Source organism: Paraburkholderia sp. J69-1 (assembly GCF_905220255.1).
GTDB lineage: Bacteria > Pseudomonadota > Gammaproteobacteria > Burkholderiales > Burkholderiaceae > Paraburkholderia.
The window spans coordinates 106,626-130,904 of sequence record NZ_CAJMZG010000021.1; the positions used below are offsets into that span (position 1 = coordinate 106,626).

The 24,279-nt window shown below is 63.4% G+C and carries 14 protein-coding genes and 1 pseudogene; 10 read left to right on the forward strand and 5 right to left on the reverse strand.

Annotation, left to right across the window (positions count from 1 at the left end; translation table 11 throughout):
• Position 1: 1 nt before the first annotated feature.
• Together U5A67_RS30960 and U5A67_RS30965 are read right to left on the reverse strand one after the other, a co-directional pair.
• A complete protein-coding gene (locus tag U5A67_RS30960; RefSeq protein ID WP_321817333.1) occupies positions 2-1,432 on the reverse strand; it encodes a hypothetical protein in 1,431 nt (476 codons plus the stop codon).
• Positions 1,429-1,689, reverse strand: a complete 261-nt coding sequence (locus U5A67_RS30965) for a PAAR domain-containing protein (protein ID WP_027821146.1) — start codon at positions 1,687-1,689, stop codon at positions 1,429-1,431. The genes U5A67_RS30960 and U5A67_RS30965 overlap by 4 nt, the downstream gene beginning before the upstream one ends.
• A 441-nt stretch (positions 1,690-2,130) precedes the next feature.
• Between U5A67_RS30965 and U5A67_RS30970 the strand changes: the two are divergent.
• The 8 genes and pseudogenes from U5A67_RS30970 to U5A67_RS31005 form a co-directional block, all read left to right on the forward strand.
• Positions 2,131-4,851 (forward strand): annotated as a pseudogene (locus tag U5A67_RS30970) (type VI secretion system Vgr family protein); the annotation flags it as partial.
• A 326-nt stretch (positions 4,852-5,177) separates the two neighbouring features.
• Positions 5,178-5,771 carry a hypothetical protein gene (locus U5A67_RS30975; protein WP_321817334.1) on the forward strand — a complete coding sequence of 198 codons (594 nt, stop codon included), beginning with the start codon at positions 5,178-5,180 and terminating at the stop codon, positions 5,769-5,771.
• Positions 5,762-9,424, forward strand: coding sequence for a type VI secretion system Vgr family protein (locus U5A67_RS30980; RefSeq protein ID WP_321817335.1), 3,663 nt, complete (start codon positions 5,762-5,764; stop codon positions 9,422-9,424). Before U5A67_RS30975 ends, U5A67_RS30980 begins: the two co-directional genes overlap by 10 nt.
• Before the next feature lie 53 nt (positions 9,425-9,477).
• The gene (locus tag U5A67_RS30985; protein ID WP_321817336.1) at positions 9,478-10,353 is read left to right on the forward strand and encodes a hypothetical protein; all 876 of its coding nucleotides are present in this window, start codon (positions 9,478-9,480) and stop codon (positions 10,351-10,353) included.
• A 48-nt stretch (positions 10,354-10,401) separates the two neighbouring features.
• The gene (locus U5A67_RS30990) at positions 10,402-13,203 is read left to right on the forward strand and encodes a type VI secretion system Vgr family protein (RefSeq protein ID WP_321817337.1); all 2,802 of its coding nucleotides are present in this window, start codon (positions 10,402-10,404) and stop codon (positions 13,201-13,203) included.
• A gap of 13 nt (positions 13,204-13,216) precedes the next feature.
• Positions 13,217-14,074, forward strand: coding sequence for a DUF4123 domain-containing protein (locus tag U5A67_RS30995; RefSeq protein WP_321817338.1), 858 nt, complete (start codon positions 13,217-13,219; stop codon positions 14,072-14,074).
• Positions 14,071-16,833 carry a T6SS effector BTH_I2691 family protein gene (locus U5A67_RS31000; RefSeq protein WP_321817339.1) on the forward strand — a complete coding sequence of 921 codons (2,763 nt, stop codon included), beginning with the start codon at positions 14,071-14,073 and terminating at the stop codon, positions 16,831-16,833. Before U5A67_RS30995 ends, U5A67_RS31000 begins: the two co-directional genes overlap by 4 nt.
• Positions 16,834-16,836: 3 nt before the next feature.
• Complete coding sequence (locus U5A67_RS31005; RefSeq protein WP_027819747.1) at positions 16,837-17,784, forward strand: DUF6708 domain-containing protein; 948 nt, start codon at positions 16,837-16,839, stop codon at positions 17,782-17,784.
• 565 nt (positions 17,785-18,349) lie between these two features.
• Here U5A67_RS31005 and U5A67_RS31010 read toward each other — a convergent pair.
• The 3 genes from U5A67_RS31010 to U5A67_RS31020 form a co-directional block, all read right to left on the reverse strand.
• Complete coding sequence (locus U5A67_RS31010; RefSeq protein ID WP_321817340.1) at positions 18,350-18,826, reverse strand: hypothetical protein; 477 nt, start codon at positions 18,824-18,826, stop codon at positions 18,350-18,352.
• 513 nt (positions 18,827-19,339) lie between these two features.
• On the reverse strand, positions 19,340-20,476 hold the full coding sequence (gene nemA, locus U5A67_RS31015; RefSeq protein ID WP_321817341.1) for an N-ethylmaleimide reductase: 1,137 nt from the start codon (positions 20,474-20,476) through the stop codon (positions 19,340-19,342).
• Positions 20,477-20,531: 55 nt separating this feature from the next.
• Entirely contained in the window at positions 20,532-21,623 is a 1,092-nt protein-coding gene (locus U5A67_RS31020) for a serine hydrolase domain-containing protein (protein WP_321817342.1), read from the reverse strand.
• A gap of 103 nt (positions 21,624-21,726) precedes the next feature.
• Between U5A67_RS31020 and U5A67_RS31025 the strand changes: the two genes are divergently transcribed.
• Both U5A67_RS31025 and U5A67_RS31030 read left to right on the forward strand, forming a co-directional pair.
• Positions 21,727-22,635, forward strand: coding sequence for a LysR family transcriptional regulator (locus U5A67_RS31025; RefSeq protein ID WP_321817343.1), 909 nt, complete (start codon positions 21,727-21,729; stop codon positions 22,633-22,635).
• A gap of 560 nt (positions 22,636-23,195) precedes the next feature.
• A complete protein-coding gene (locus U5A67_RS31030) occupies positions 23,196-24,257 on the forward strand; it encodes a porin (protein WP_321817344.1) in 1,062 nt (353 codons plus the stop codon).
• Positions 24,258-24,279 lie beyond the last annotated feature (22 nt).

The following is a 24,279-nucleotide window of genomic DNA, read 5'->3' on the forward strand; positions in this document are numbered from 1 at the left end:
CTTAGGCGGGAAGTGCGTCGGCCTGGATCGGCGGCGGGGTGACGAGCATGACGCCGCGCGCGGTTCCATCGGCGCTGGAAAGTGCGAAAGTCGGTTGATGTTCGGCAAGACTGTGCGCACCGGCCACCGCAATCGTGCTCAACGCCAGCGCTGCATGGACTTCACCATTCGCTAAACCCAGGTGCAGGCAGTGCTCGCGCGTTTTCTTGTCCGGCCATCCCGCTTCCACCACGCTGGTGACTTCCGCGCGCCGGCTGTTGCGTTGATCAGCGTCGCTCACGAGTGCGCACGACGCGATCTCCAGTTCCGGCATCGCAGCCTGTTTGCGTGCCGCGTCTAGCAACTGCGCAATCGTATCGCCGCGTTGCTGCGCCGCTTGTTCAGCAGGATTGCTGAGCATATCCGCAGCGAGGCGGTGAACGCGCGCCGCCGAGGCCGCGGCGGTTGCGTCTGGATGCGCGAGCAGCAACGCGCAGGCGCCTTCGCCGAGGACATGGCCGTCGGGATGCGCCTGTCCGTAAAGCTGGCCGAGGTTGTCGAACGTGTCCACGGTTCTCTGGCCAAGCGTCGAGTCCAGCGCCAGCAGGATGTGTGGCGTGGAAGCAGGCTGCTTCTGGAGCGCGACGCTCAGGTCGTCCAGCACTGCAAGCGCCTGCACGGGATCGGTTACGCACACGAGGCTCGCGCGTTCGATGCGAGGCATCCAGCGCTCACGTGCAAGGCGCGCGTCGAGCCATGCCGCGAGCGTTCCCGCGTGAGCTCGCCAGCGCTGCGGAAGCACCACATGCAGCCGATACAGCGCGGTTTCCCGCGCATCATTCCCGGGTCCGTTGCCGCCCGTGCTGTCGCGTTCGATGGGGCGGCGTTCCATCAACTCGTCGAGTGCTTCAGCCGCGAGTAGCAGCGCGCGTCGTTGTTCACCGTCGAGCGTGCGCGCGCGGTCCTCGGCCAGCAGGGTTTCGTCGAACTGGTCGAGTTCGATCGAAGCGACGCTGGCGGCGAAAATCTTCACGCCGTTGCGGCGCTTCAATTCGGTATGCAGACCGACGATGCTTGCGGCGCGCGCCGCGCCACCCGCGTCTTCGGGCGTAATGCCGGCGGGCAAGCGCAAACAGCAGTCGAGCAGCGCGATCGTGCACGGCCGTGCCTGTGCCTGTGCGTCGCCGACGGGCGCGGCAGCGGACCCAGCGGCTGGACGCGGAACCTCGCGCGCAATCGCTTTGCGCACGAGGCCGAAACTCGTGGCGAGGAGAGTAGGCAATGCAAGGCCATATAGCAACAGATCGCGTGCCGCGGGCACGTGCGAGGCTGTCTTCCAGTAGAGGAGCGCGACGACCCACACCGCGACGAAGATGGCCACGATCGGCATGACGCCGCTTAACGTCGATCGTTGGCTCGGGCTTTGCCCTGCGGCCGGCTGCGTGGCGCTCATGCGCCGCCGGTGCTCGTCTGACTGGCAATCAGCGTGGCGCCGCAGGCGGTTTTATGACCGTCGCGGGCTACGGCTTCGTTTTCGACAATGGCCGTGTCGTCGCCTTCGGCTATGTGATTGGGGCCGTGAATGGGGCAGCTCACCGTGTCGTTGCGGCGAGCGATCTGATTGCCGGCGATTTTGGCGTTCACGGCCGCGCTCGTGACTGTGCCTCCGTGACTGTGTTTGTCGCCGAGGACAATGAATGGACGTGCCATGTGCTGGTTTTCCCGTTTTGTCTATCTGCCCGCTTGCCGGATCTGGATTGATCGACCGATTTAAAGCGCCCTGATTCTACTTGCTTCCGCTTCTTCCGGTTGATAATGGCCGCGATGGGCGAGATTCGAATCGCTGTATTGCAAAGCATGGGCAATCTTTTATGCGGAATTCATAAATACTATTCTCCCGCGCCCGCTGCACAAATGATACGTCATCGATTCTGGCGACGCTCCCGAAAAATGATGGTTTCCAATAGCGCAAATATTGGAGCCTCATTTAGAATGTGGCTCCGAAAAGAATTGAAACTGCCGTCCCGAAGCCGTAAGTGATTCCTAGACGTGGTTGATGATGGTCATATCGACCGATTAATGCAATTGCGCATTCCGGATGCGGCAATATGTACTTATAAAATACGGTCGCAACCCGGGAGCGGGGGCTTTATGAGCGTTATTGCGCAATACGCGTCTTTGTTTGGCACATTTAATCGTCTTTATTCGCTCGAAGGGGCGGGGCCGCTCGCGGCCATGCAGATCGAGCGCTGGACGGGCGACGAGGCGCTTTGCCAAAACTATCGATGGGACATTTACGCGCTGGCGACGAGTCCGTCGCTGGACCTGCAGGCCATGCTGGGCCAGCGCGCCACGATTCGCACCACGTTGGGCGATGCGCCGTCCACGACGCGTAGCGGCCTGGTCGCCGAGGCCGAATGCGTGGGCTATGACGGCGGCCTAGCCCGCTATCACCTGCAACTGGTGCCATGGCTCGCGGCGTTGGCGCATGGCCGTGACGAACGCACCTTCGTCAATTGCACGGTGGCCGAGATCCTGGAGCAGGTATTCAACGACTACAGTGCGATCGCGCGCTGGCGTTTCACGACGGATGCGAACCAGCGCATCGAGTCGTTGGGTACGCGCGGCTATGTTGTCCAGTACCGCGGGTCCAGTCACTACGATTTCGTGCGCCATCTGCTTGCCGCGGCGGGCCTGGGTTTTGGCTTCGTCGAAGACGGGGATGCACCATCGGGCCATACGTTGTTGATTTTCGACGACAGCACCCAGCTCCCCGAGGACGAGACCTCCGCACGGCTCGGGGGCGTGCCGCAACGCCTGAGCGACATGACGACGGCTACCGACAATACGATTCTCGGCATGGGCCAGTCGCTGTCGCTCACGGCCGACCGGCTCACGCTCATCAGCAGCGACTACCGCAGCAACCAGTCGACCACAGCGGCGGCGAGCCTGGGCAATTCTCGCGGTGGCCGCGAACTGTACGACGACGTTGGACCGGAGGCGTTCGCCAGCCTGCGCGAGGCCGAGAACACGGCTCGTCGGCAGGCTGAGGCCATCGTCTCGGTGGCGCGTTTCTGGACGGGCTACAGCACGTTGCACACTGCGACATCCGGCCGGGCGTTGCGGCCAACCCGAACGCCATGGGAGCAGGCTGGGGGCGCTACGCAGGTGCCCGACGCGTTCTTGCTGAGCGCAGTGCAGCATGTCGGCATCAACAATCTGCCGCAGACCGCCATGGCGGCGCTCGAACAGAATCTCGGCGGCCTGCCGTGCGCGGATCTCGACCCGCGCCTGCTCAAGCAGGCGAGAGCAGGCGGTTACGCGAATCGCTTCGAAGCGGTGCCGCGCACACAGGCGTGGCGCCCCACGCTGGAGGACGGCACGGGGCAACGACTGAATCCGGTCGCCACCGCGCTCGGCGCGCAGACCGCGATCGTGGCGGGGCCTCAGGGCGAGTCGGCGCCGGGTGCGGCCGGTCCGGTACACATGGATGGCCAGGGCCGCCTGCGGGTGCGCTTTCACTGGCAAGCCGACACCGACAACGGCACCTGGCCGACCCGCACGATGCAGCGGCTTGCCAGCGACGGACATGGCTTGCAGCAGATGCAGTGGATCGGCCAGGAGGTGCTCGTCCAGTTCGATCACGGCCTGATCGATCGGCCCATCATCCTTGGCGGTCTGTACAACGGCCGTGGCGAGGGCGGCGAAGCGCCCACGCCCGCCGGCCAGCCCGGGCAGCCCCTCGACGAATCCCTTTACCATCAGGCGGCGGACCAGACGACGAGCGCCCAGGGCAATCTGACGGGCGGCAACGCGCCGGCCTGGCACGGCGCGGGCGGTGGCGCGAACCGCCACAACCACGCGGGCGCGCTCTCGGGCTTCAAAAGCCGCGGCTTCGACGGGCAAAGCGCCAACCAGCTCGTGGCGGACGACAGCGATGGCATGGGCCGCCTGCAAATGAGCACGACGCACGCCGCGACCGAACTCAACCTCGGCCATCTACGCTACCAGGCCGACAACTACCTCGGCAGTTTTCGCGGTCAGGGCGTCGAGTTGCGCTCGGACGCATATGGCGCCGTGCGTGGCGAGCGCGGCGTGCTGATCAGCAGCTACAAGTCGAGCGCCAGCCGGCCTGCGGGCGCCATCCCCGCGCTGCATTCGCTGCTCGCGCAGCACATCGCGCTGGCGGGCAAGCTCGACCGCAGCGCCGGGACGCATCTGACGCTGCCGTTCGCCTCGCAACGGGGCGTGACAAGCGCCGGGCAATCCATGATCAATCGCCAGGCCGCGCCGCTCGACGCGCTCGCGCAAAGTTTCGGCACCACGGTTGGCGCCGACGGTTTCGAGCAAGCCGTCGCCGACGCCGCGAACCGGTCGACGGACAAGGCGCTGCCCCACACGGGAGACGCTGTGCTGGGGCTGGAGGCGCAAGGCGGCCAGGGCGTGCTGGCGGGCCAGGCGCTGCAGTGGGCCGCCGCGGAAACCTTGAGCGTGGGCAGCGGGCGCGACCTCAACATTGCCGTCAACAAGGCGCTGCGCGTGCACAGTGGCCAGGGGATAGGCTGGCTGGCCGGCGCCGATGCCTCGAATAGCGGTGGTCTGAGCATGATTGCCGGCAAGGACAACCTGCAACTGCAAGCCCAGCACGATACCCTCGCGCTGCGCGCGCGCGACCTGTTGAAGGTGGCGTCGATCGATGCGGATGTCGAACTCGCCGCGCAAAAGACCGTGCACCTCGCGGTGAGCGGCGGGGCGCACCTGACTATCGAAGGCGGCAATGTCACGTTCGGCTGTCCCGGTGCGCTGACCGTCCACGCGGCAGAGCATGCGTTCGACGGACCCGGGAGCGATAACTTCGCGATGCCGCATTTCCACCAGGGCGCGGCGGCCCCGACGGATCTGGAGTTTCGCCTCGTCGATCCCTATGGGCGTCCCAGCCCCGGCGTGGAATACAGGACGATGCTCAGCGACGGCACGCTCAGGCATGGCGTGCTGGATGCGGATGGTTACGCGAAGATCGGTGACGTACCGGTCGGCACGACCGCGAAAGTCCAATACCTGACGGATACGACCGCGCCCCGCTCGGAAGTGGCCATCACGGCCGATTCCGACTGGAGCCAGTTTCAGTCGATCGATGTCACCGCCGGGCCGATCGCCGACACCGGCACGCCGGCCGGCTCCGATGCGGGTGCCGCAGCATGAGCGAATCGTCAAGCAGCAGCGGCCTGCTGGATGCGATCTGGACGGAGGTGCTCGGCGACACGGCCGCCACCTTCAACTGGCTGAAGGATTTTCTGTTAGGCGAGTTCGTGCCCGACCGGCCGTTCTCCGTGATCGTCGCGGAAATGCTCGCGAACTTCGTGCCCGGCGTGATGATCGTCACCAGCGCGCGAGATGCGATTGCCATCATCGTGCGCCTTTCGACACATCCCGAGCGGTGCAAGGAAGTGACCGAGTGGATTCTGTTGTGCGCGTGCCTGATCGCCCTGGCCCTGGCCCTGCCGCTGGCGATGGCGGCCGCCGGTGCGGTCGCCGCGGGCGTGGGCGCGGCGGTCACCGGCATCGTGGGCGACGAACTCGCGGCGGCGCTGCGCGCCGTGATGCTCATGTTGATCGAAGAGTCCGGAAAGCTGGCCGAGATGGTCCGGTTCCTCAACCGCTTCATCAAGGGCAACATCCTTGAGTTTCTCAAGGGCTTGAAATTTGCCCGCTATGAAAAGTCGCTGCTCGAAATACTAGAGACACCAGCCGCGCGCTGTCGCGGACGAACACGGGGACCGAAATGGATCTAGTCGCTGCATTAACGGGCTATTCGCAGGCCACCCGTCATATCCAGATCGATACCGCCTTGCCGGGCAAGTTCGCGGTCGAACGCTTTCACGGGCGTGAAGCGGTGAACGAATCGTTTCGCTTCGAAGTCGACGTGTTGTCGAGCGAGCCGTTCCTCGACCTGAATCCGCTGATCGGCAGCGCCGCCCGCCTGCGACTTGCGAGCGCCGCGGGCGAGCGTTGCTGGAACGGCTATATCACGCACGCCGCCTATGCGGACAGCGATGGCGAAGTCACCCGTTACCGGCTCACGCTGGAGTCCTGGCTCGCCTTGCTGCGGCTGCGGCGCAATTGCCTCTATTTCGTGGATCTCGATACCGCGGGCATCTGCGAACGCGTGTTCGGCGATTATCCCGAGGCGCTGCGCCGCTACGAACTCAGCGAGCCGCTGCGCACCTTCGCGCTGCGAGGGCAGTATCGGGAGACCGATTTTTCCTTCGTGCTGCGCCAGCTCGCGGAAGCGGGCTTGTCCTTTCGCATCGAACACACCCAGGACAGCGGCGAGCCGCCGTCGGGCGCGCACACGGTCGTGGTGTTCGACCGCAGGGCCAAATTTGGCCATGGCAGCACGATCGCGTTCAATCAACAGGACGTGGGCGATCCCGATGGCGTGATGACCCGCTTCACCGAACGTCATGAGATCGTGCCCGACCGGGTCGTGGCGACGAGCTGGAAAGCGAGCGAGTTGCTGGCGCTCGCGGGACACGCGCATGAACCTCCCGAAGAGGGCGCGCCGGTCATGCCGGTGCGGGAAATTTTCGATGGTCAGCGTGCTGGCCGCTTCGACACGAGCAACGCTGCCCAGCGCTACGCCGATCAACGCCTGGACGCGTTGCGCTTGCCGAAACTGACTCATCACGGCGAGGGCTCGTCGCGCACGCTGGAGACGGGCAAGGTGCATACGCTGACCGGCTATCTCGACAGAACGATCGAATTCGTGCCGCTGTCGATCGAACACGAGGCCGTGAACAACCTTGGCGCCGAGATCGCACAGTTGCTCGAGCGCGGCGAACTGGAGCAGGGGCACTACCGCAATCGCTTCGTCGCGGTGCCCGCTGGTGTGCCCATCGTGCCGCCGTACCGGGACCGGCCCACGGTACACGGCGTGCAGACCGCGATCGTGGTCGGCGAGCCGGGGAGTGTTGTCAGCAGCACGCGCGATCATCAGGTGCGCATCCAGTTTCCGTGGATGCGCGGCGCGGCACCGCTGCCAGGCGGGCTGACCGATACGGCGAGCCACTCGAATCCGGCCGGTCACGCACCTGGCAATCATCAATCGGGCGTCGTCGCGCGTCTTGCCGAGCAAACGGCCGGTCCCAACTTCGGGCACAGCTTCACGCCACGCGTGGGCGCGGAAGTGGTGGTGAGTTTCGACTCCGGCAACATCGACATGCCGGTCGTGCTGGGGCAGGTCTATGGCGGGCGCGTCCAGCCACCGTTCGCCGCCGGCGAAGGGAGCCGTGCGAACCATCCGGGCACGCTGTCGGGCTTGCAGACCCAGACGCTGGACGGTCAGTCCGCAAGCCGCTGGGTAATGGACGATGCATCCGGTCAATCGCGTCACGAAGTGCTCAACACGGTCGCCAACAGCGGACTCGCGCAGGGTTATCTGATCGCACAGCAAGGCGCCGTGCGCGGCGCGTATCGCGGCGAGGGATTCGAACTGGCCACGCAAGGGTGGAGCGTGGTGCGCGCGGGCGAGGGCGTGCTCGTGTCGAGCACCATGCGCGCGCAGGCGAGTTCGACGCAGATGGATCTCGGTGAAAGCGTGGGGCAGTTGAAGCAGGCGCTCGGCACGGCCGGGCGGCTCGATGGTGCGGCGACCGAAGCGCGGGCGGGCGGCCTCGCGGGCAACGCCGCCCAGGCCGATTTTCTGAAGGCGATCGATCCGCAGCAAGACGGCAAATACACGGGCGCTGTCAACGGTCAGAGCGCGACCCGGCCCACCGCCACGCAGCGCGACGGCGGCGATCCGGTGGAGCGCTTCGCGATGCCCGTCGTCGTGCTGGAATCGCCGGAAAGCATCGCGTTGACCACGCCGGCGAGCGCGGTTGCCTATGCTGCCGGGTACGTGCACCTGACTGCCCAGGGAGATGCGCATCTGGGTGCGGGGGCAACGGTGGCGGGCGCATCGAACGACGCCGTGAGTCTGTTCAGCGCCGCCGGTGGCCTCAAGGCCATCGCGAGCCAGGGGCCGGTCAGTGTTGAGTCACACACCGCCGCGATGGAGATTCTCGCAGATCAGTCGGTACAGATCGTCTCGACCGAAGAGCGGCTCGACGTGCTGGCGCAAGACGCCATCGTGCTCCAGCAGGGGCCGAACCGCATCACGCTCAAAGGTGCCGACATCACCATCGAGACGCCTGGCCGGTTCGCCGTGAAAGCCGGCTCGCATCCGTTCCCGGGCCCGGCGTCCGCATCGCCCGCCTTGCCCGTCCTGCCGATTTCTCCGCCGCCGGGCGAGGCGTGCGATTTTCTTGCCGGGGGGGCCACCGGCAGCGGGACAGCGCGTTCGGCAACGGCGGCAGCGGCAGCGGCAGCGGCAACGCCAACGGCGGGCGCAGCGGCGGCGCCCCAGGCGGCGGCTGCGGCCCCCGCAGCGGACGCCCCGTCTGGATCGGATCTCGCCTTGATGCTCTCCGGCGCGACCGGCACGAAGCCCTACGTGCCCGTGAGCAGCGAGTTGTCCGGGCCGCCCTCGAAGCAGCCCGCGCAGCAACCCAGCGTGTGTGCGCAGCAGTTGCAGGCGGTCAAGGAGAACGACTACACGGTCAGCATGGGCAGTGCCGACTATTACGAAACGGACGCAGCGGGACACGCGGTCCTGGACAAGCAAGGCCAGCGCATTCTGTTGCCCTACGCGGCCTCCTCGGGAACGTTCGACATCGAATATTCACCCGCCACCACCACGCTGAGCGCGACGGTGATCATCCGGCTCGTGCCGAAGGATCAGTACCTGCTGGGTGCCGACAACCAGCCCGTGCTGAACGCGGCTGGCCAGCCCACCTCCATTCCGTACAACACCAACGGGCCGGCTCAGGGCGTCAAGCTCAAGCCGATCGATCGCAAGGGCTGGCTGAGCGACCCGGTGGGCATGCAGAAGCGCATCGAAAGCCGTCTGAACGAAAACAACTACTACCTGCGCCCAAAAGCCTGCCCGCGCGGCGGTGCGTGCACCTGCAAGGTGGCGATTGCCATGAAGGTGAAACTGGTCTCTTCGGGCCGCAGTCACCAGAAGGTGAATATCTATCCGACCACCAGCCGGCCCGACTCCGGGAACTGGGGGGAAGTGCAGGTGGCCTGGAGTTCATCGGACAACTGGTTCAAGCCGATCGCCACGCAGCATGCGTCGGCCCACGAGACGGGCCACCTGTACGGCTGGCCGGACGAGTACTTTCTGGATGCCGGCACCGTGTACAAGGGCTACATCAACGCGCAGAAACTCGTCGACGTGCAGATGGCCCAGTTGAACGACAACTGGCAACGCAGCACCGAGACGAATTTGATGGGCAAAGGGATGTACACGGAGAGTCCCGAAATCCAGAAGTACTACATGTACGGTTTCCGCGACTGGTTCGAAGACCAGAACGGTATTGAATGGGACGTATTGAAATGAATCGGACAGCGTTGTTGGCGTTGGTTTCCGTATTCCTTTTCGGAGTGACAGACATGGCAAACGGCAAGCCGCCGTCGGACTATTTCGAGCTGCGCGACGGTCCAGGCATGATGGACCGCATGCCGTCGATGACCATCAAGGTCTCCGACGGCACGATCGCGTACTACGCGCTCGGACGCGAATTCGGCTTCCCGCCCGCGACGACGTATACGGGCATCGGCAAATACGTGCTGAGCGCTGAGAACGCCGGCGCAAAGCAGCAGATCGAAGCGCTGGAAGCCGCGTTGAGCAGCCGTACGTTTGCGCCCAGCGGGTATCTGGGCGCCGGTGCGGTCTTTGCCTTTTCGTTCGAGCAAAACGGCCGGCATCATGAGGGCATTTACGGCTACCGGCAGGACGACGCGTTTACCGCGCGGCTCAGTCCTTTCCATCAACTCGCCGACAAGGCCCTCAAGAACGGTCAGCCGGAGATCAAGATCCATCCCGTGTTCGCCGCGCATGCCGGCAGCGAGGGATTCTTCGTCGACCTCACATTCAGGAACGAAGGTCAGAGGGCCTTCAGCATCGCGGGTCCGGACACGTGGTCGCCCGACCTCGCGCGCCCGGATCTGCGCAATGTGGAGATCGTCGCATTCAACGCCGCCGGCACCGCTTTTAGCGTGCGTCTCGTGAGCCGCTATCTGGGCGAGGCGTCGCGTGCCTACCGCGCGGCAATCGACGTGAAGCCGGGCGAAGCGCTCACGTTGACGTTCGAGGTTCCCTATTCGGCTGTCGGGTTCAGCACGAGCTCGACGTCGCAGCGAGTGACGCCGGGAAGCTACCGCTTCGTCGGGCAGATGAGTGTCGATGTTCTCGCGCCGGACGAGCTGGCAGGCCAGATTCGTACGCCGATGGACGAGGCGCAGCCGGTGGAGTTGCAGGCGCAGTGATATCACGCGGCGGGGCGGACCGCCGCAGCGAATTCGAGGCATAGAGAAATGGTGACGACTGCGGATATTGGAGAGGCGCTGTTCGGCGGCTGGTCGCAGCAAAACCGCTTCCTGAGGGTGACCACGTCGCTGGGCGCGCAGGCGCTGGTCGCGGAAAGCCTGCAAGGCTGGGAAGCCGTCGATCACGGCGGCTTCCGTTTGCAGGTGAGCGCGCTGTCCGGGCGTCCCGATCTGCCGCTTGTCCAGTTGATTGGTGCGCCGGTGCTGATCGAGTGGCTGGCGGCCGAAGGCGGCGATGCGCGCCGCCCGTTCCACGGCCATATCGTCGCGGCCGAACTGGTCGGCTATAACGGCGGCCTTGCCCGTTACCGGTTGGTCGTCGAACCCTGGCTCGCGTTGTTGCGCCAGCGCGTGGACAGCTACAACTACCAGGCCGCGAGCGTCATCGACATCAGCGAGCAGATTTTCGGTTATCACACGCGCGGCGTGGTGGCGCCCGCGTGGCGCTGGGCGCTCGGCGATCGCTCGAATTACGGCAAGCGCAGTCTGACCGCGCAAGCGGGCGAGTCCGATTTCGATTTCCTCACGCGGCTGTGGGCGGAAGAGGGCATTTTTTATTGGTTCGAACACAAGGCCGATGCCGGGTCCACGAGCTTCGGCACGCACACGCTCGTGCTGGCCGATTCAAATCGGCGCTTCACGCCCGACAATCCCGAGGTGATCGGCTTCCACCAGGCGAGCGACGGCGAGCCTCAAGGGAGCGTGCAGCATTTCATGCCGGCGCAGCGCTGGCGCATCGGCAAAGTCGTGCGGGCGAGCTGGGATCACCGCAGTCTGTCGACACGGCCCACCGGCGCGCGTGTGAGCGGTGCGGTGGTGCCTGGCGTCGATCGGGATGTCGCCGGGCCTTACGCGTTCCAGACGAGCGCCGTGGGCGACCAGCGTGCGCAGCAGCAACTGGACGCCCAGCGCGTCGACGCGGCGCGCAGCGCGGGCGCCGGCACGCGCCGGGACATGCGCCCGGGTTTGCGCTTCGCGCTCGGCGAACATCCGACGCTCGGCACGACGGACGCGTTCATTTGCTTGCGGGTCGAGCACGAAGCGCGGGCCAACGTCGATGCGAACGTGCACAGCGCGATTGCACGGCAGCTCGGCACGATCCCGAGCATGCTCGACGCGCAGGCCACGCACGATGACAGCGGCGCGACGCCTGTGTCGCACGCCGCGCTGGCATCGGACATGCAGGGCAGCGGCCCGTTGACCGATGGCGACCGGGTCTACCGGAACCGGTTCGACGCAATCCCGGCGACCCAAACCTATCGTCCGCTCGCAAACGACGGTCATGGCGCGCGCTCGCACCCTGTGGCCATTGCGCAGGGCGCGCAGACTGCGATCACGGTGGGCAGCGGCAATCCCGTCCATACCGACCGCGATCACCGCATACGGATCCAGCTTCATGCGCAGCGCGGCCAGAACGCCGCAAGCCGCGAGGATCATCCCCATGCCGCCAATGCGCCGGCCGATCATGGCGCGGGCACGTGGACACGCATGTTGACGCCGGTTGGCGGTGACAACTGGGGCGGCGCGGGTATTCCGCGTGTTGGCCAGGAGGTGTGGACCGAGTGGCTGGAGGGGCAGCCCGATCGGCCGGTGGCGGTGGCCGCGCTCTACAACGGGCAGGGCAACGCCGACGCCCAGCACAACGCCCAGGCCGGCGGGCCGAGCCGGAGCACTGGCAACGCGGCGGCCTGGTTCGCCGGCAACGGGCACGCAGCGGCGTTGACCGGCTTCAAGACCCAGGATCTGGGGCAGAGCCAGCAAGGCACCGGCGGCTACCGGCAGTTCCTGCTCGACGACTCCGCAGGGCAGTCCGCGGCGCACCTGTACACCTCGGATCGCAACAGCGGTTTGACGCTTGGTCACATCAAGCAGATTCAGGACAACCAGCGCCTGGCCGACCGCGGCTACGGCGTCGAACTGAAGACCGACGCGGCCGGAGCCTTGCGCGGCGGATCGGGCATGTTGATCAGTTCCGCAGCCGGGGGCAGCCAGATGGAGGCGGTCACGGCCGTTCAGGTGCTCGCACAGAGCCAGCAGACATTGCAGAACCTCGCCGATACCGCGGACATGCATGGCGCGGAGTGGGGCGCCCAGGCGGCCGGGACTGGCCAGGCCGCACAACTCGAAGCGCTCACCGGCATCGGACAGGTGCGCGAGGCGCTGGGCGCAGTGCGCAGCAGCGGCGGCGCCAGCGAAGGCGGTGGCAGCGGGAGCGCCGTGGCGTGGAGCCGCCCGCACCTGGTGCTGCATGGAGAACAAGGTCTCGCGGCGATGTCGGCGAAGAGCCATGTCTGGGTCTCGGGCAAGGCGACGGTGTTGAGCGCCGGCCAGGACCTGCAACTGACCAGCGCGGGCAAGACGAGTCTCGTGGCCAATCAGGGCATCGCGCTCTACACGCGGGGCGAAGCCGCCAAGGGGCGTCCCGTTGCAGGGCAGGGGATCGCACTGCACGCCGCGAGCGGAGCGGTCAGCGTGCAGGCGCAGAACGGCGGAACGCTCGGTGCTTCGGCGCAGAAAGCGGTGACGCTGGCCAGCGCCCAGGCCAGCGTCGATCTGCAGGCGCCAAAGCGCGTGCTGCTCAGCGCGGCCAGGGCGTACCTGAAAATGGAAGGCAATGGCATCGAGATCGGCGCGCCCGGCACCGTCGAGTTTCATGCTGCGAGCCACACCTTGACCGGGCCGGCCAGCGCGCAGGCCCAGGCGGCCATCGCGCGCAGCGAACCGAAGCTCTGCGAGTACACGGCCCGAGGGGCCGACGCGATAGGCGCCGGCACCATGATGGGGGCTTGATATGGGGCTGCCCTTGCTGGACGCGACCGAGTTTCGTTCGTATGCCTATGCGCTGATCAATCCTCTTCAGGTGGATGAGTCCGAGTGGCAGGACCTGCGCACCGAGCCCATCGTGCCGCAGCGGTTCAAAGCCCACGCCGATCTGTTTCCGCGCCTGATCGAACTGCGGGCAATGGATGCTCACGCGCGAGACCTCGTGCGCGCCCGCGCTGGCCGATGGGAAGCGGAATGCGGCACGCCGTTTTTCTCTAGCTTGCTTCGGAGCGAGGCCGAGCCCGCGAGGGTGCGCGATCACCTGGCGCGGCAGATGGTGCAATACCATCACGCCCGCGGCAGGTACGACGTGGTTCGGCTGCATGACCCGCGCGTTCTGTGGCACCTCGACTGGTTGCTCGACGCGTCGCAATGGGCGGGCTTGCTGGGCGTCATCGAGCATTGGGTCTGGCCGTGCGCCGACGGCGCCTGGCAATGCCGCGAGCGCACGCCTGGCGCGAACGACGCAATGCGGCTGCTCTTGTTGCCGCCGCAATGGGAGACCTTGCTCAGGCTCGGCGATATCAACGAGACCTTGAAGCACCTGCGCCGCGCCGCGCCGCAAGCGAGCATCGACGCGCCGCTGGCCCGTCGCATCGACGGGCTCATCGAACGGGCGTGGACGCAGCACCGGCTGGCCGACGCCAGTGATCGCCAGCTCTATGCTGCACAAGCCGCGCGTTTTCATACCGATATCCACGCCCATCCCGAACTGCAGGCGTGTCTCGCGCGTGCGCAAGCGGGCGAACTGAGCTATGTCGGCGCTTGCCGCCATCTGGATGAAACGGCCCTGCAACGGATCGGCCGCGAACTGGAACACACGAAGGAGTACACATGACCGCTGCCGCCACCCCACCGGTGCAAAGCTGCCCGTTCTGCGACAGGAGTGGCCTGCCGATTCTGCCGCTGCGCTACGCCGTGGCGCGTACCGATCTGGGCGGCAAGGCGCCGGACATCGTTACGCCCTTCGACGCCTGCGCGGTGAGCTTGCCCGGCGAAAGCGCCAAATACACGCTGCGGATTCTGCGCCCGGGCTATCTGTACGTCTTCGATGAAGTGAGAGGCGAATGGGCCGCCTACGTAGTCAACGAACAAGGGCTGCTTTATCACTTCGATATTCACGCCAAAACGTCGCCGCAGGTTCCGGTCAAGACGTTCAACGACGCCTGCGTTCGCAAGGCCGATCCGTATCTGGCGCGCTGCATTACGGTCAAGGATCCGGCGCAGGCGGGCAAAATCTGGCTGGCGTTTTCGGATGTGATGTGGACGGAAAACGTCCTGGCCGCGCACGCGCAGGCCGAATACCGCAAAAGGCACATGCGCTGTATCGACATGGCCGACGTGCGCGCGCATAAAGCAGTCGCTCATCTGGATACCTTGAGCCATCTGAGGAACGTAGCCGAGTTCACCAAAGTCCTGAAGCCGGACGCGCATGCGACCCAGGCACATGACGAACTCGTCAAACAGGTCGCCGCACTGGAGCAGCAACTCAAGCAGATGGCGCATCCGTCCAGTGGGGCGGCGGCCAAAGCCGCGCAGAACCAGGCGACGCAGGCACGCGCGCAACTGGCCGAGCTCAAGGCTCGTTTGTCCGCTACGTGGCTGCCGGAGGTGACGGTGGCATCGGACCGTGCATTGGGTTATTCGCAGCAGCCGCTCAATTTCCTTGGCGATCAGGCAAGCGGCCTGATGGAATGGGGAAAGCAGGTGGCGAAACCCTATGAAGCCGTGATGGTTGGCGTGCCCGACCCCGCCGGCTTGGCCGCGGAACTCGCCTTGCTCATGCGCACGCGCATGCAGGCTTTCATGAATGACGAACGCCACGACAAGGATCGGCCGCGCAAAACGGCGCTGTCGGGCGTGATCGAGCAGATCCGCGACGCGATCCGGATGCAGGCGGAGCAGGACTTCATCGATGAGCGCGAAAGCCGCGCCCAGCGCGACGAGAACGGCTATATGATGCCCGGCGGCATGCTAGGCGGGGTGCCGATTCCCGGTAACGCGGCGCTGGCGGCCAGCGACCGGGCCATTACGGCGGACGAATTGCGCCAGGCCGGCGACGACGAATGGAAGAAATACGACCACCTGTATTGGGAAACGCAACGCACGGCGTGGCAGAACGATTTCAATACCGCGTTGCAGTCGTTCGACCAGAGTGTGATTGGTCCTCTGGCGATTGCGCACCGGGATCTGCTCAAAGGCGAGGGGTTTTATCGCTACTTCGACTGCAATTTCGACCCCGCCGTGGTGGCCAGCGGAATCGTCTATACGACGGTATTCGGCCAATGCATCGCCGGCACGCAGGACAAACGCTGCAGCGCGGATCTCTACAACCAGTGGCTGCAGGGCGACCTGACCGACAAGCGCAATATCTTGCTGCGTGCGCTTTGTCTGCATCAGGATGCGCAGGCGAAGGCGATCCAGAGCGCCGCGCAAAGCAGCGTGACATGGGCGGAGTTGCCGTGGGACAAGTTGATGAGCATCGGCAAGACTACGTTCGATCAGCTGCTCGAAGCGCAAAAGGACGAAGTCGGTCGGCTGGCGAGTCTCGTGGCGGGCGCCATTACGGCGACCTTGAAACTGGTCGGCGAAAACAAGCGCATCTACGCGGGACTCGTCGCGCTGGGCGTGGCCGCGCGAAAGCCTTTTGTGCTGGTGACGGTCGAAGGCGGCAAAAAGGCGTTTCGCGCTTCGCTGATCAAAAATATGCTCAAGCTGAGCGGCAAGGCGAAGTCCATCCCGAAGAACAAGATGGAAAAAGCCGTCGCCGATGAACTCCGGCGCCAGGAGATCTGCGGCGTCGACACCGAGGGGCGCGACAAGAAGACCTGGCTATTGATGCTCGACCCGGACGAAGTCAGCAAGATGCCAAAAAATCTGGGCGTCGACGATCAGGCGAAATGGCTGGCGAAAACCATTCGTACACCGGAACAAGTCGACGAACTCAATCTGGCGGACTATCGCGAGTCCGTCGTGAGGGGAAGCGAGCGCATCAAGGTCAACCTGCCTTTCACCTTTGCCGTGCTGGCCTTGCTTGCGAACGGCTGGGCCATGCATTCCATCATGCAGGGCGAAGAAAGTGCGCTGGCCGTGCACCAGAACGAGATGCGGCGGCGCGTCTATACACAGGGCCTGGCGATCTTCGGCGCCGTCGCGGACGCCATCGAAGGCGGCCTCACGCGTCTGTCGATCACGGGGGTGCGCCTGGGGCAGGCGGCCATGAAGGCCGGCGCGAAGATCTTTAGCATGGTGGGCCGCATCGTCGGCGTGGCGGCCGGCATCATGATGGCCGCGTGGGACGGCTGGCGGGCCTATGAGGAGCACAAGGCGGGCCACAATGGCGCGGCGGCTGCGTATGCGGTGTCCGGTCTGTTGGGCGCGGCGGCGACGGTGCTGCTGTTCATCGGCTGGACCGGTTGGGGGCTGCTCGTGGTGGGCTTCATGGTCGCCTGGGCGTTCGTGATGGCATTGCTCGTCAATAACAAGATCCAGGACTGGCTGGAATTGACTTATTGGGGCAGAGCCAAAAACGCGCAATTGAAGTACAAGACGTCGGAGATGGAAATGCAGCAACTGGATGTCGCAATCAAAGGCTGAACGATGGAATACACCGGTCTTATCAACAAATACAAGATCAATCGCCCGCTAACGGACGAAGAACGCCGCAACCGGCTCGATCCCTCAATACGCCTGGACGTGTCGCCGAATTATTTCAGCTCGACGATCAGCGTGAATAGCCGCTACCTGGAGGTCGCGGACAAATACTATGGCTGGAAAGGCGCGCTGACCTTCGTGACCAGCGCCTTGTTGATCATTGGCTTGGGAATAGGCTGGGTTTGCGCCGATATTTTCTTCGTCGACGGATTGATGGGCGCCGCCGAAGAACGCACGGCCAATCTGCTCTTCGGCGGCGCGCCGCTGCTGTTGGATATCGCGTTGATCGCCGCGCTCGTATGGCTCGCCTTCAGGGAGTGCTTTCGCTTTACTCATTATCCGATCCGCCTGCAACGGGACCTGCGCATGGTGCATGTCTTCCGGCTGGATGGCACGGCGCTCTCCGTGCCGTGGGATACGGTTTTTTTCACGCTGGGGCGCGGCAATCGACCGTTTGGCATTCAAACGTGGGATGTGCGCGGACATGTGCTCGACGACGATGGCGTGACCGTGGTCGAGACATTCTGTTTTGCGCTGGCCTGGCCGGAGAAAGAGGAACTCCTCCGGTATTGGGAGTATGTGCGGCGCTATATGGAGGATGGAGCGGGCGAAATCGCGCCATATACGCTTGCATATCTCCCCATTGCCACGCGGCGAGAAAGCTGGCGTTTCGGCTTGTTGCGGCTGGCCTTGAATCTGCCGGGCCAAACCCTTGTGCAATTGATCTTGTCGCCAGCGTTGCTGCTATTTTCCTTCACCCGGTGGTTGGCCATGCGTAGCTGCAAGATACCGGTCTGGCCGAAGCACATCGAGGACATTTGCGTGGTGGATGCGGCCGATCCATTCGCACGCGACGCCAGCTCGAATCCCGACCAGCTCTGGAAGGTGATGTGAAATTCAGCGCAGGCGCTGGAAATGAAGCAGCGACCGAGAATTTACTACTCCACGACCCAGAAAGCGCTGATGTGGGAGCGTTGGCGTGCAGGCGAATCCGCGGATTGGTCATCGGGAGGGAGACCTGCTCTGTGGCGGCGGTAGCGGCCAGATTGCAACACTTGTAGAGCCAGGCGCGCTATCTAATGCGTGATGCGGTGGTGTGTGTGCGTGTGTTTCGTCCAACGACTGCAGATGATCCCCAATTCTGCGTGTAGGAATTGCTGCGTATCACCAGACGACTACACTGGTGCAGGTCATCATGGTGATGGCCGTTGCCATGCTTCTAGCGGGCCGCCATCACTGATCAACTGGCTACCGCCGCCAACCCAAGCCCCACTTTGAGAATCGATTTCTCCTATGCTGGGGGACATACGCTCTGGTCGGTGACGCCAGCCGCTGAATATGTCCATGACGTTGGCGTGCCTGCATCATGCCGACAATCGAGAGCACTCCTTCAAGGATCCGCCTTGCAATACCCATGGACAGTTGAGTACGGTCGACAATGAAAAAGTTGGTTGCTATATCAACGCAGCAGGATGTTTCGGCATGTCATGCCACTTGCGGCGCCGATCGCAACTATTTCGATCATGGGCGCAAGCGGAATGTGGCTGATCGACGTCAGTGATAGGGGGAGCAAGTCGAAATGACGCAGTGGTATGTGGAAACCGCCATCCACCCCAGTATGGCGAAGACAGTGCCAAGACCGATGACGGCCAGCCAGCACCGGATCAAGCCATTTCTGAATGGCAATGATAGAAAAAGCATAGATCGGCGATAAGAGCGGTGCCAGCACCGCGAGGGAGACGACGCCAGCGACCAAGAAAGGGAAGATGAATGTCGCAACAAAGAGATGCCGATCGCGTGAGGGGTTGAAGCCATTCTCAATCAACCAGGTCACAAAAGTAACGGTTGCAATTGTCAGGCTTCCAGCAATGAATGCGGCGACATACGCCACAGTTGCGCGCCAGGGAGTGATGCGTGGATCGACGTGTTGCGGCATACGGTCCATTCCAGCAAGGATGCTTCAAATTTCTCGGCGTCTCCACCACAAGGTGAACCGATCCGATCGCTCTGATACTAGACGATCTGGCTTCGGATTGTTGCCGGCTATTATTGGCCGCACACGGGCTCATTCGTATTGCATCGTCACGTCCGCGAACAGTCGTGGACGACCGTCGCGATTCGACCCGAAGCGGCCCTACGATTGGACTCGGATCAATGACCGAAAGTTGGTGTACAGCGGACGACGAGGCCAAACTTGTCCCGCATGCGATGTCGTATCTGCCAACTTCAGGTTTAGAATAAAACTAAGCGCGCGTGATTTCACGTGCAAGTCTTCCGGCCGCGATCAACGAAGCCTAAATACTCCGTGCAACCTGCACGCGCCAGCTGTCGGAGGGCGGACAAGCTTGCTACGCGACCGTCCCCAGTCGCGACCAGGAATTACCGCGCGGACAAGTCCTCGCGGGCCCTCAGGCGGGGACTGCGCAGGCATCAAGGCTGCTACCTGGTTTCAACTGGCGCCATTCCCCTCATCGCCATAAGACGGATAGTCGGTCAGGCCTTCGGCTCCGCCGCCATAGAAAAACTCCTTGCGCGGAGAATTCAGCGGAAGTCTGTTCGCGAGCCGATGCACCAGATCCGGGTTCGCGAGAAAGTCACGACCGAATGCCACCGCATCGATATACCCTTTGTCCAACATCGCCTCAGCCTTTGCCGCCGTATAGGCACCGGCCGCGATGATTGGCGCTGGGTAACGCTGGCGAATTGCCGCGCGAAAGGATTCTGTCATCGGCGTCCCTCCCGTCCAGTCGGGCTCCGATAGATGTAGGTAGGCGAGGTTGCGTTGTGCGAGCTGTTCGATCACATAGAGCGAGTCTTCTGTCGTATCGACAGGCTGCCCGTCATCGAGGTTGCTGAGGATTCCACGAAACGCGCCGGAGGGAAACAGGCGGATGCCAGTTCGATCTGAGCCACAGGCTGCGATGACAGCATCAACCACTTCGAGCGGAAAGCGGGCGCGTTGTTCGATGGTGCCCCCGTATGAATCGGTTCGCCTGTTCGATACTGGCGAAAGAAACTGGTGCAGCAGATAGCCATGGGCTCCGTGGATCTCTACGAGGTCGAAACCAGCTCGACGTGCGTTGCGGGCGGCGAGGGCGAAATCCTCAGCGATGCGCGGCAGTTCGGTGATTTCGAGTGCACGCGGTATCGAAGTGCCTACACGCACTGGCATTCCCTGCGAATCGCGTAGCGAGGTTCGTGCACCCGAAGCGATCGCGGAGGGTGCCACCGGTGCTGCATGGTCGGGTTGGAGCGACACGTGCGAGTTGCGGCCCGTGTGCCATAGTTGCGCGCTGCAATTTCCACCTCTCGCATGGATCGCGTCCGTAACTGCCCTCCACGCGATTACTTGTGCTTCCGTATGAATTCCTGGCGAGCCTGCGTATCCGCGCGCTTGCGCGGAAATGTCGGTTGCTTCCGTGATGACTAGTCCAGCGCTGGCCCGCTGTCCGTAGTACTCGGCCATCAGCTGCGTTGGCAGATCCCCCAGTTCCGTCGCACGCAGGCGCGTCATGGGCGCCATAAACACGCGGTTGGGAACGGTAATGGCGCCGAGTTTGACGGGGCTGAAAAGCGAGTGTCGCATACTGAATGTCGAGGCTGAGGTTGGGCGGGATGGATCGAGAAAACGAACTATTCGGTTAGGCATCGCGACTATGTGACCTACCAAGTAGCACGTCGCGGATCGTCTCGATCTGCGGCCAGAAGCGGAATGCGTTTTCGCGCACGCACGGGAATACGATGCCGAAGCGACCGGTTGGCCGTTCAATCCACGGGTAGACGCCGAATATGCCGATGCTCGAATTGAGCAAGCCCGCATCGCTGCTGTCCCAGGATTCGCACCAGTTGCCCAGCGCATAGCGCGCATCGACAAGTACATTTGCGCCGGTCGGTGTCATCCGCGCCGTGGCCGTTTGATTCTTGAGTAAGGCGTCAACCGCCGCCGATGACAGAACGCGGGTGCCGTCGAAGCGGCCGTCCTGAGCGATCATGCTCAGGAACCTTAGGTAGTCGCCGGCCGTTGCGACGGCGCCACCTTGCAAAACAGGATTGAGCGTTTGAGCGACGGGCGGCGTTGCCGTCGTGCCGAGCCGCAGGTGTGTCCAGACGGTGTTTTTCATACCGATTGGCACGGCAATCCTGGTGCGGAAGACCTCGGCCCAGCTTTGTTTGGTCACTGCCTCCACGACTGCTCCAGCTACCTGGAATCCGGGCCCGCCATAGGCGAATACGGTACCTGGCTCGGTAAGGAGCGGGCGCGCGGCGACCTCCATGGCGGAGTCGTTGAGCGAGATGCGATGGTCCTGTTCGAGATCGTATAGCTCACCGTGGACGCCAGCGAGGCCCGACGTCTGCGACAGCAATTGCCTCAGCGTTAGCCCGCCCGCATGCTCCGGCAGAGCAGGCAGCCACTCGGAGATGGGCTGGTCAAGCGTGAGTGCTCCGTCGTCCACGAGGCTCATGATCGTGGCCGCGGTCAGAAATTTCGATGCGGACGCGATTGGGTAACGCGTCTCGGCTCCAATCTTTCCGAAATGGAACAGTGGCGCGGCAAGGTCGCGTTGTCCCATGCCAACACTGAAACCACCGGACCCGGACTTAAGCATCTCCAAAGCGGCATGCCTTGCAGCCGGCGGTAGCGCAGCACCAGATTCGGTGGTTGAGGGCCATTGGTGTGGGTCGGTGCCGACCGGCACGAAATTGGAGGGCGAACTGCCAGTTTGGTGGGGCATGGGAAGGACTTGTGGTGGGGCGGAGTATTGCCGGTAGTATGGATTCCAGCAGTAAATGGATTAATATCCGTTTTTGTTATGCATTTGAAACGGAATGGTTCGAATGGATCGTTTAACGGGACTGGCCGTGTTCGTAAAAGCCGTGGATCTTGGTTCCTTTACGGCGGCAGGGGAAGCAATGCGAATGTCGTCGCAATTGGTTGGGCGGCACGTCCAGGCGATCGAGCGCCGTCTCGGCGTGCGGCTACTTACGCGAACCACGCGCACCCAGAGCCTGACTGAGTTCGGACAAGAGTTCTACGAGAGAGCGAAGCTCATCCTGGCCGAAGTGGCTAGTGCCGAGGACATGGCTGCGGTCACGCGTAGCGTGCCCTCCGGCTTGCTGAGGATCAATGCGCCCGTCAGCTTTGGTACGCACAGTCTGGCCCCCCGCTTGTCCGACTACCTCCGCCGCTACCCAGACGTCCGCGTCGAGCTCTCGCTGAATAACCGCACGATTGACCTCGTGGAGGAAGGCTACGACGTCGTGTTTCGGGTCGGCGAGATCGCCGAAAACCGGCTCGTGGCGCGCCGGCTCCGCCCCTACCGATTCCTGTTGTGCGCCGCGCCGAAGTATCTGGGCTCGACGGCACCGATTCGCTCACCGCAAGATATCCGGGAGCATGATTGCCTGATCTATAGTCGCGTAGATACGTCCGATCATTGGACTTTTGAAACGCCCGATGGCCCTTTGCAGGTGCCTGTTCGCTCGCGACTGTCGGTAGATCACGGCGAGCCGCTGCTACGCGCGGCGATCGACGGGATGGGCTTGCTGCTGCAACCAGAGGAGCTAGTGCGGGAGGCGCTCAATGTGGGCAAACTGGTTGAGGTATTGCCAGACTTCCCGGTGCGATCGAGGCCGCTACACCTCCTCTATGCGCCAGATCGTCGTGTGACGCCGAAACTCAGGAGTTTCGTCGAATTCGCAATTGAACACTTCGGCTCTGAATTGCCCATCAGATCCAGCACATGAGTAAGGCATTCAATCTCGCGACCGCTCACAAGTCAACGTACGGCGGCGATACGAGGCAGGTGATGCCGCTATCGGACTCATAAGCCCGAAGGTGGGCCACTTGGATAATGGGCGGAGATGAGGCTACGGTTCTGCGATCGGACGGACCGGCGAAACGCGGCGCTATTTCGAAGGCCCGTTCATGGCCGAGTCTCGGCCGCTCGGACCGATCGGGCCAGCGTCGCTTCGTGGCCGACAGCAGTCTCCGGTTTGACCAGTTCTCCGCCGGTCGTAACCGGGCGAACAGGGAGCGTTACTCCATAACGGTATCCCTGCGTTGTTTCCCCAGCCGATCAAAACTGCGCGGCGAGCGCGCTCCCATTCTTCACACTATCCATAACTGGTCGTAAACCACTACGAACGTGATTGTTCGTTGACCCGCCTATCCATAGTGACTACGATAATAGTATTCAAAAAAGAATACTTTAAAAGAGATAGGCTCTGGTGCCCCTGGCGTGAATCCTGTTCAAGCTTTGCGCGGCGTCCAGTGTTCGACAAAAGTCTGGAGACAGGAGACGAAAGTGCACAAAAAAGTGATGGGATGCCTGATCGGGGCGTTACTTCCCTGCGCGGCGGCGCAGGCGCAGTCGAGCGTGACACTTTACGGTGTCGCCGATGTCTTTTACGGCTACTTCAAGAACTCGACGACGAGCGCAAGCAGCCTGAATTCGGGCGGCGCAGGAGGCTCGCGTTGGGGGCTGCGTGTGAAGGAGGATCTCGGTGGTGGCTTGTCGGCGATTGCCGTGCTCGAAAGCGGCTTCAACATCAACAATGGAACATCGGGCGAGGGCGGGCGTCTGTTTGGGCGCCAGTCGTATGTGGGTGTCGATAGTCCGTGGGGTTCGCTGATCGCCGGGCGTCTCCAGACCGAAGGATATACGTGGGGCGTCACATTCGATCCGATCCTGATGGCGGCTGGGTCCGTGCTCGGCTCGATTACCGGGGAGGAGCCACGGCCATGGATTTTCAACCCGCTGCTCGATCCCGCCCGCGAAGACAATGCCGTTCAGTACGCTTCGCCCTCGTGGCATGGCATTAGCGGCACCCTCGGTTATTCGTTCGGTTCCAGGCAGGGCGCTGCGACCAATACGAAATACGAAATCGGCACGCTCTGGTATACGAACGGTTCACTGGTCGCCAGCTACGGGCTCGGCCGCAGCCTTACGGTCGCGCCGGGTGCAGATAGCAACACGCTGGAGCAGGCGCTCGGGGTGAAGTACGCGTTCAAGTGGGTCACGCTCTACGGCACCTATCAATGGCGCCGCAACAATCCGGGTTACACCGATAAGGCCTGGCAGGTCGGTTTTAACGTGCCAACGGGGAGTGTTGGCGCTCTGGGTGTCGCGTACGGTGGCCTGAGCGACGAGAACGAAGCGACGCCTGGCAACTGGAGCTTGCGTTCGTTCGCGCTAAGCTATACGTACTACTTATCAAAATCGACGACCCTGTATGCCTTCTACAAGAAACTGCTGAATGGCGGCGTTGCGGTTCAGTCGATCTATCCGCCAGGCGGCTTGCCGGCGCCGACCATGCGCGATGAGAACGTCTCTGCACTGGGCGTTGGTATGCAGATGCGTTTTTGACCCGCGTCTGACCAGCACGCCG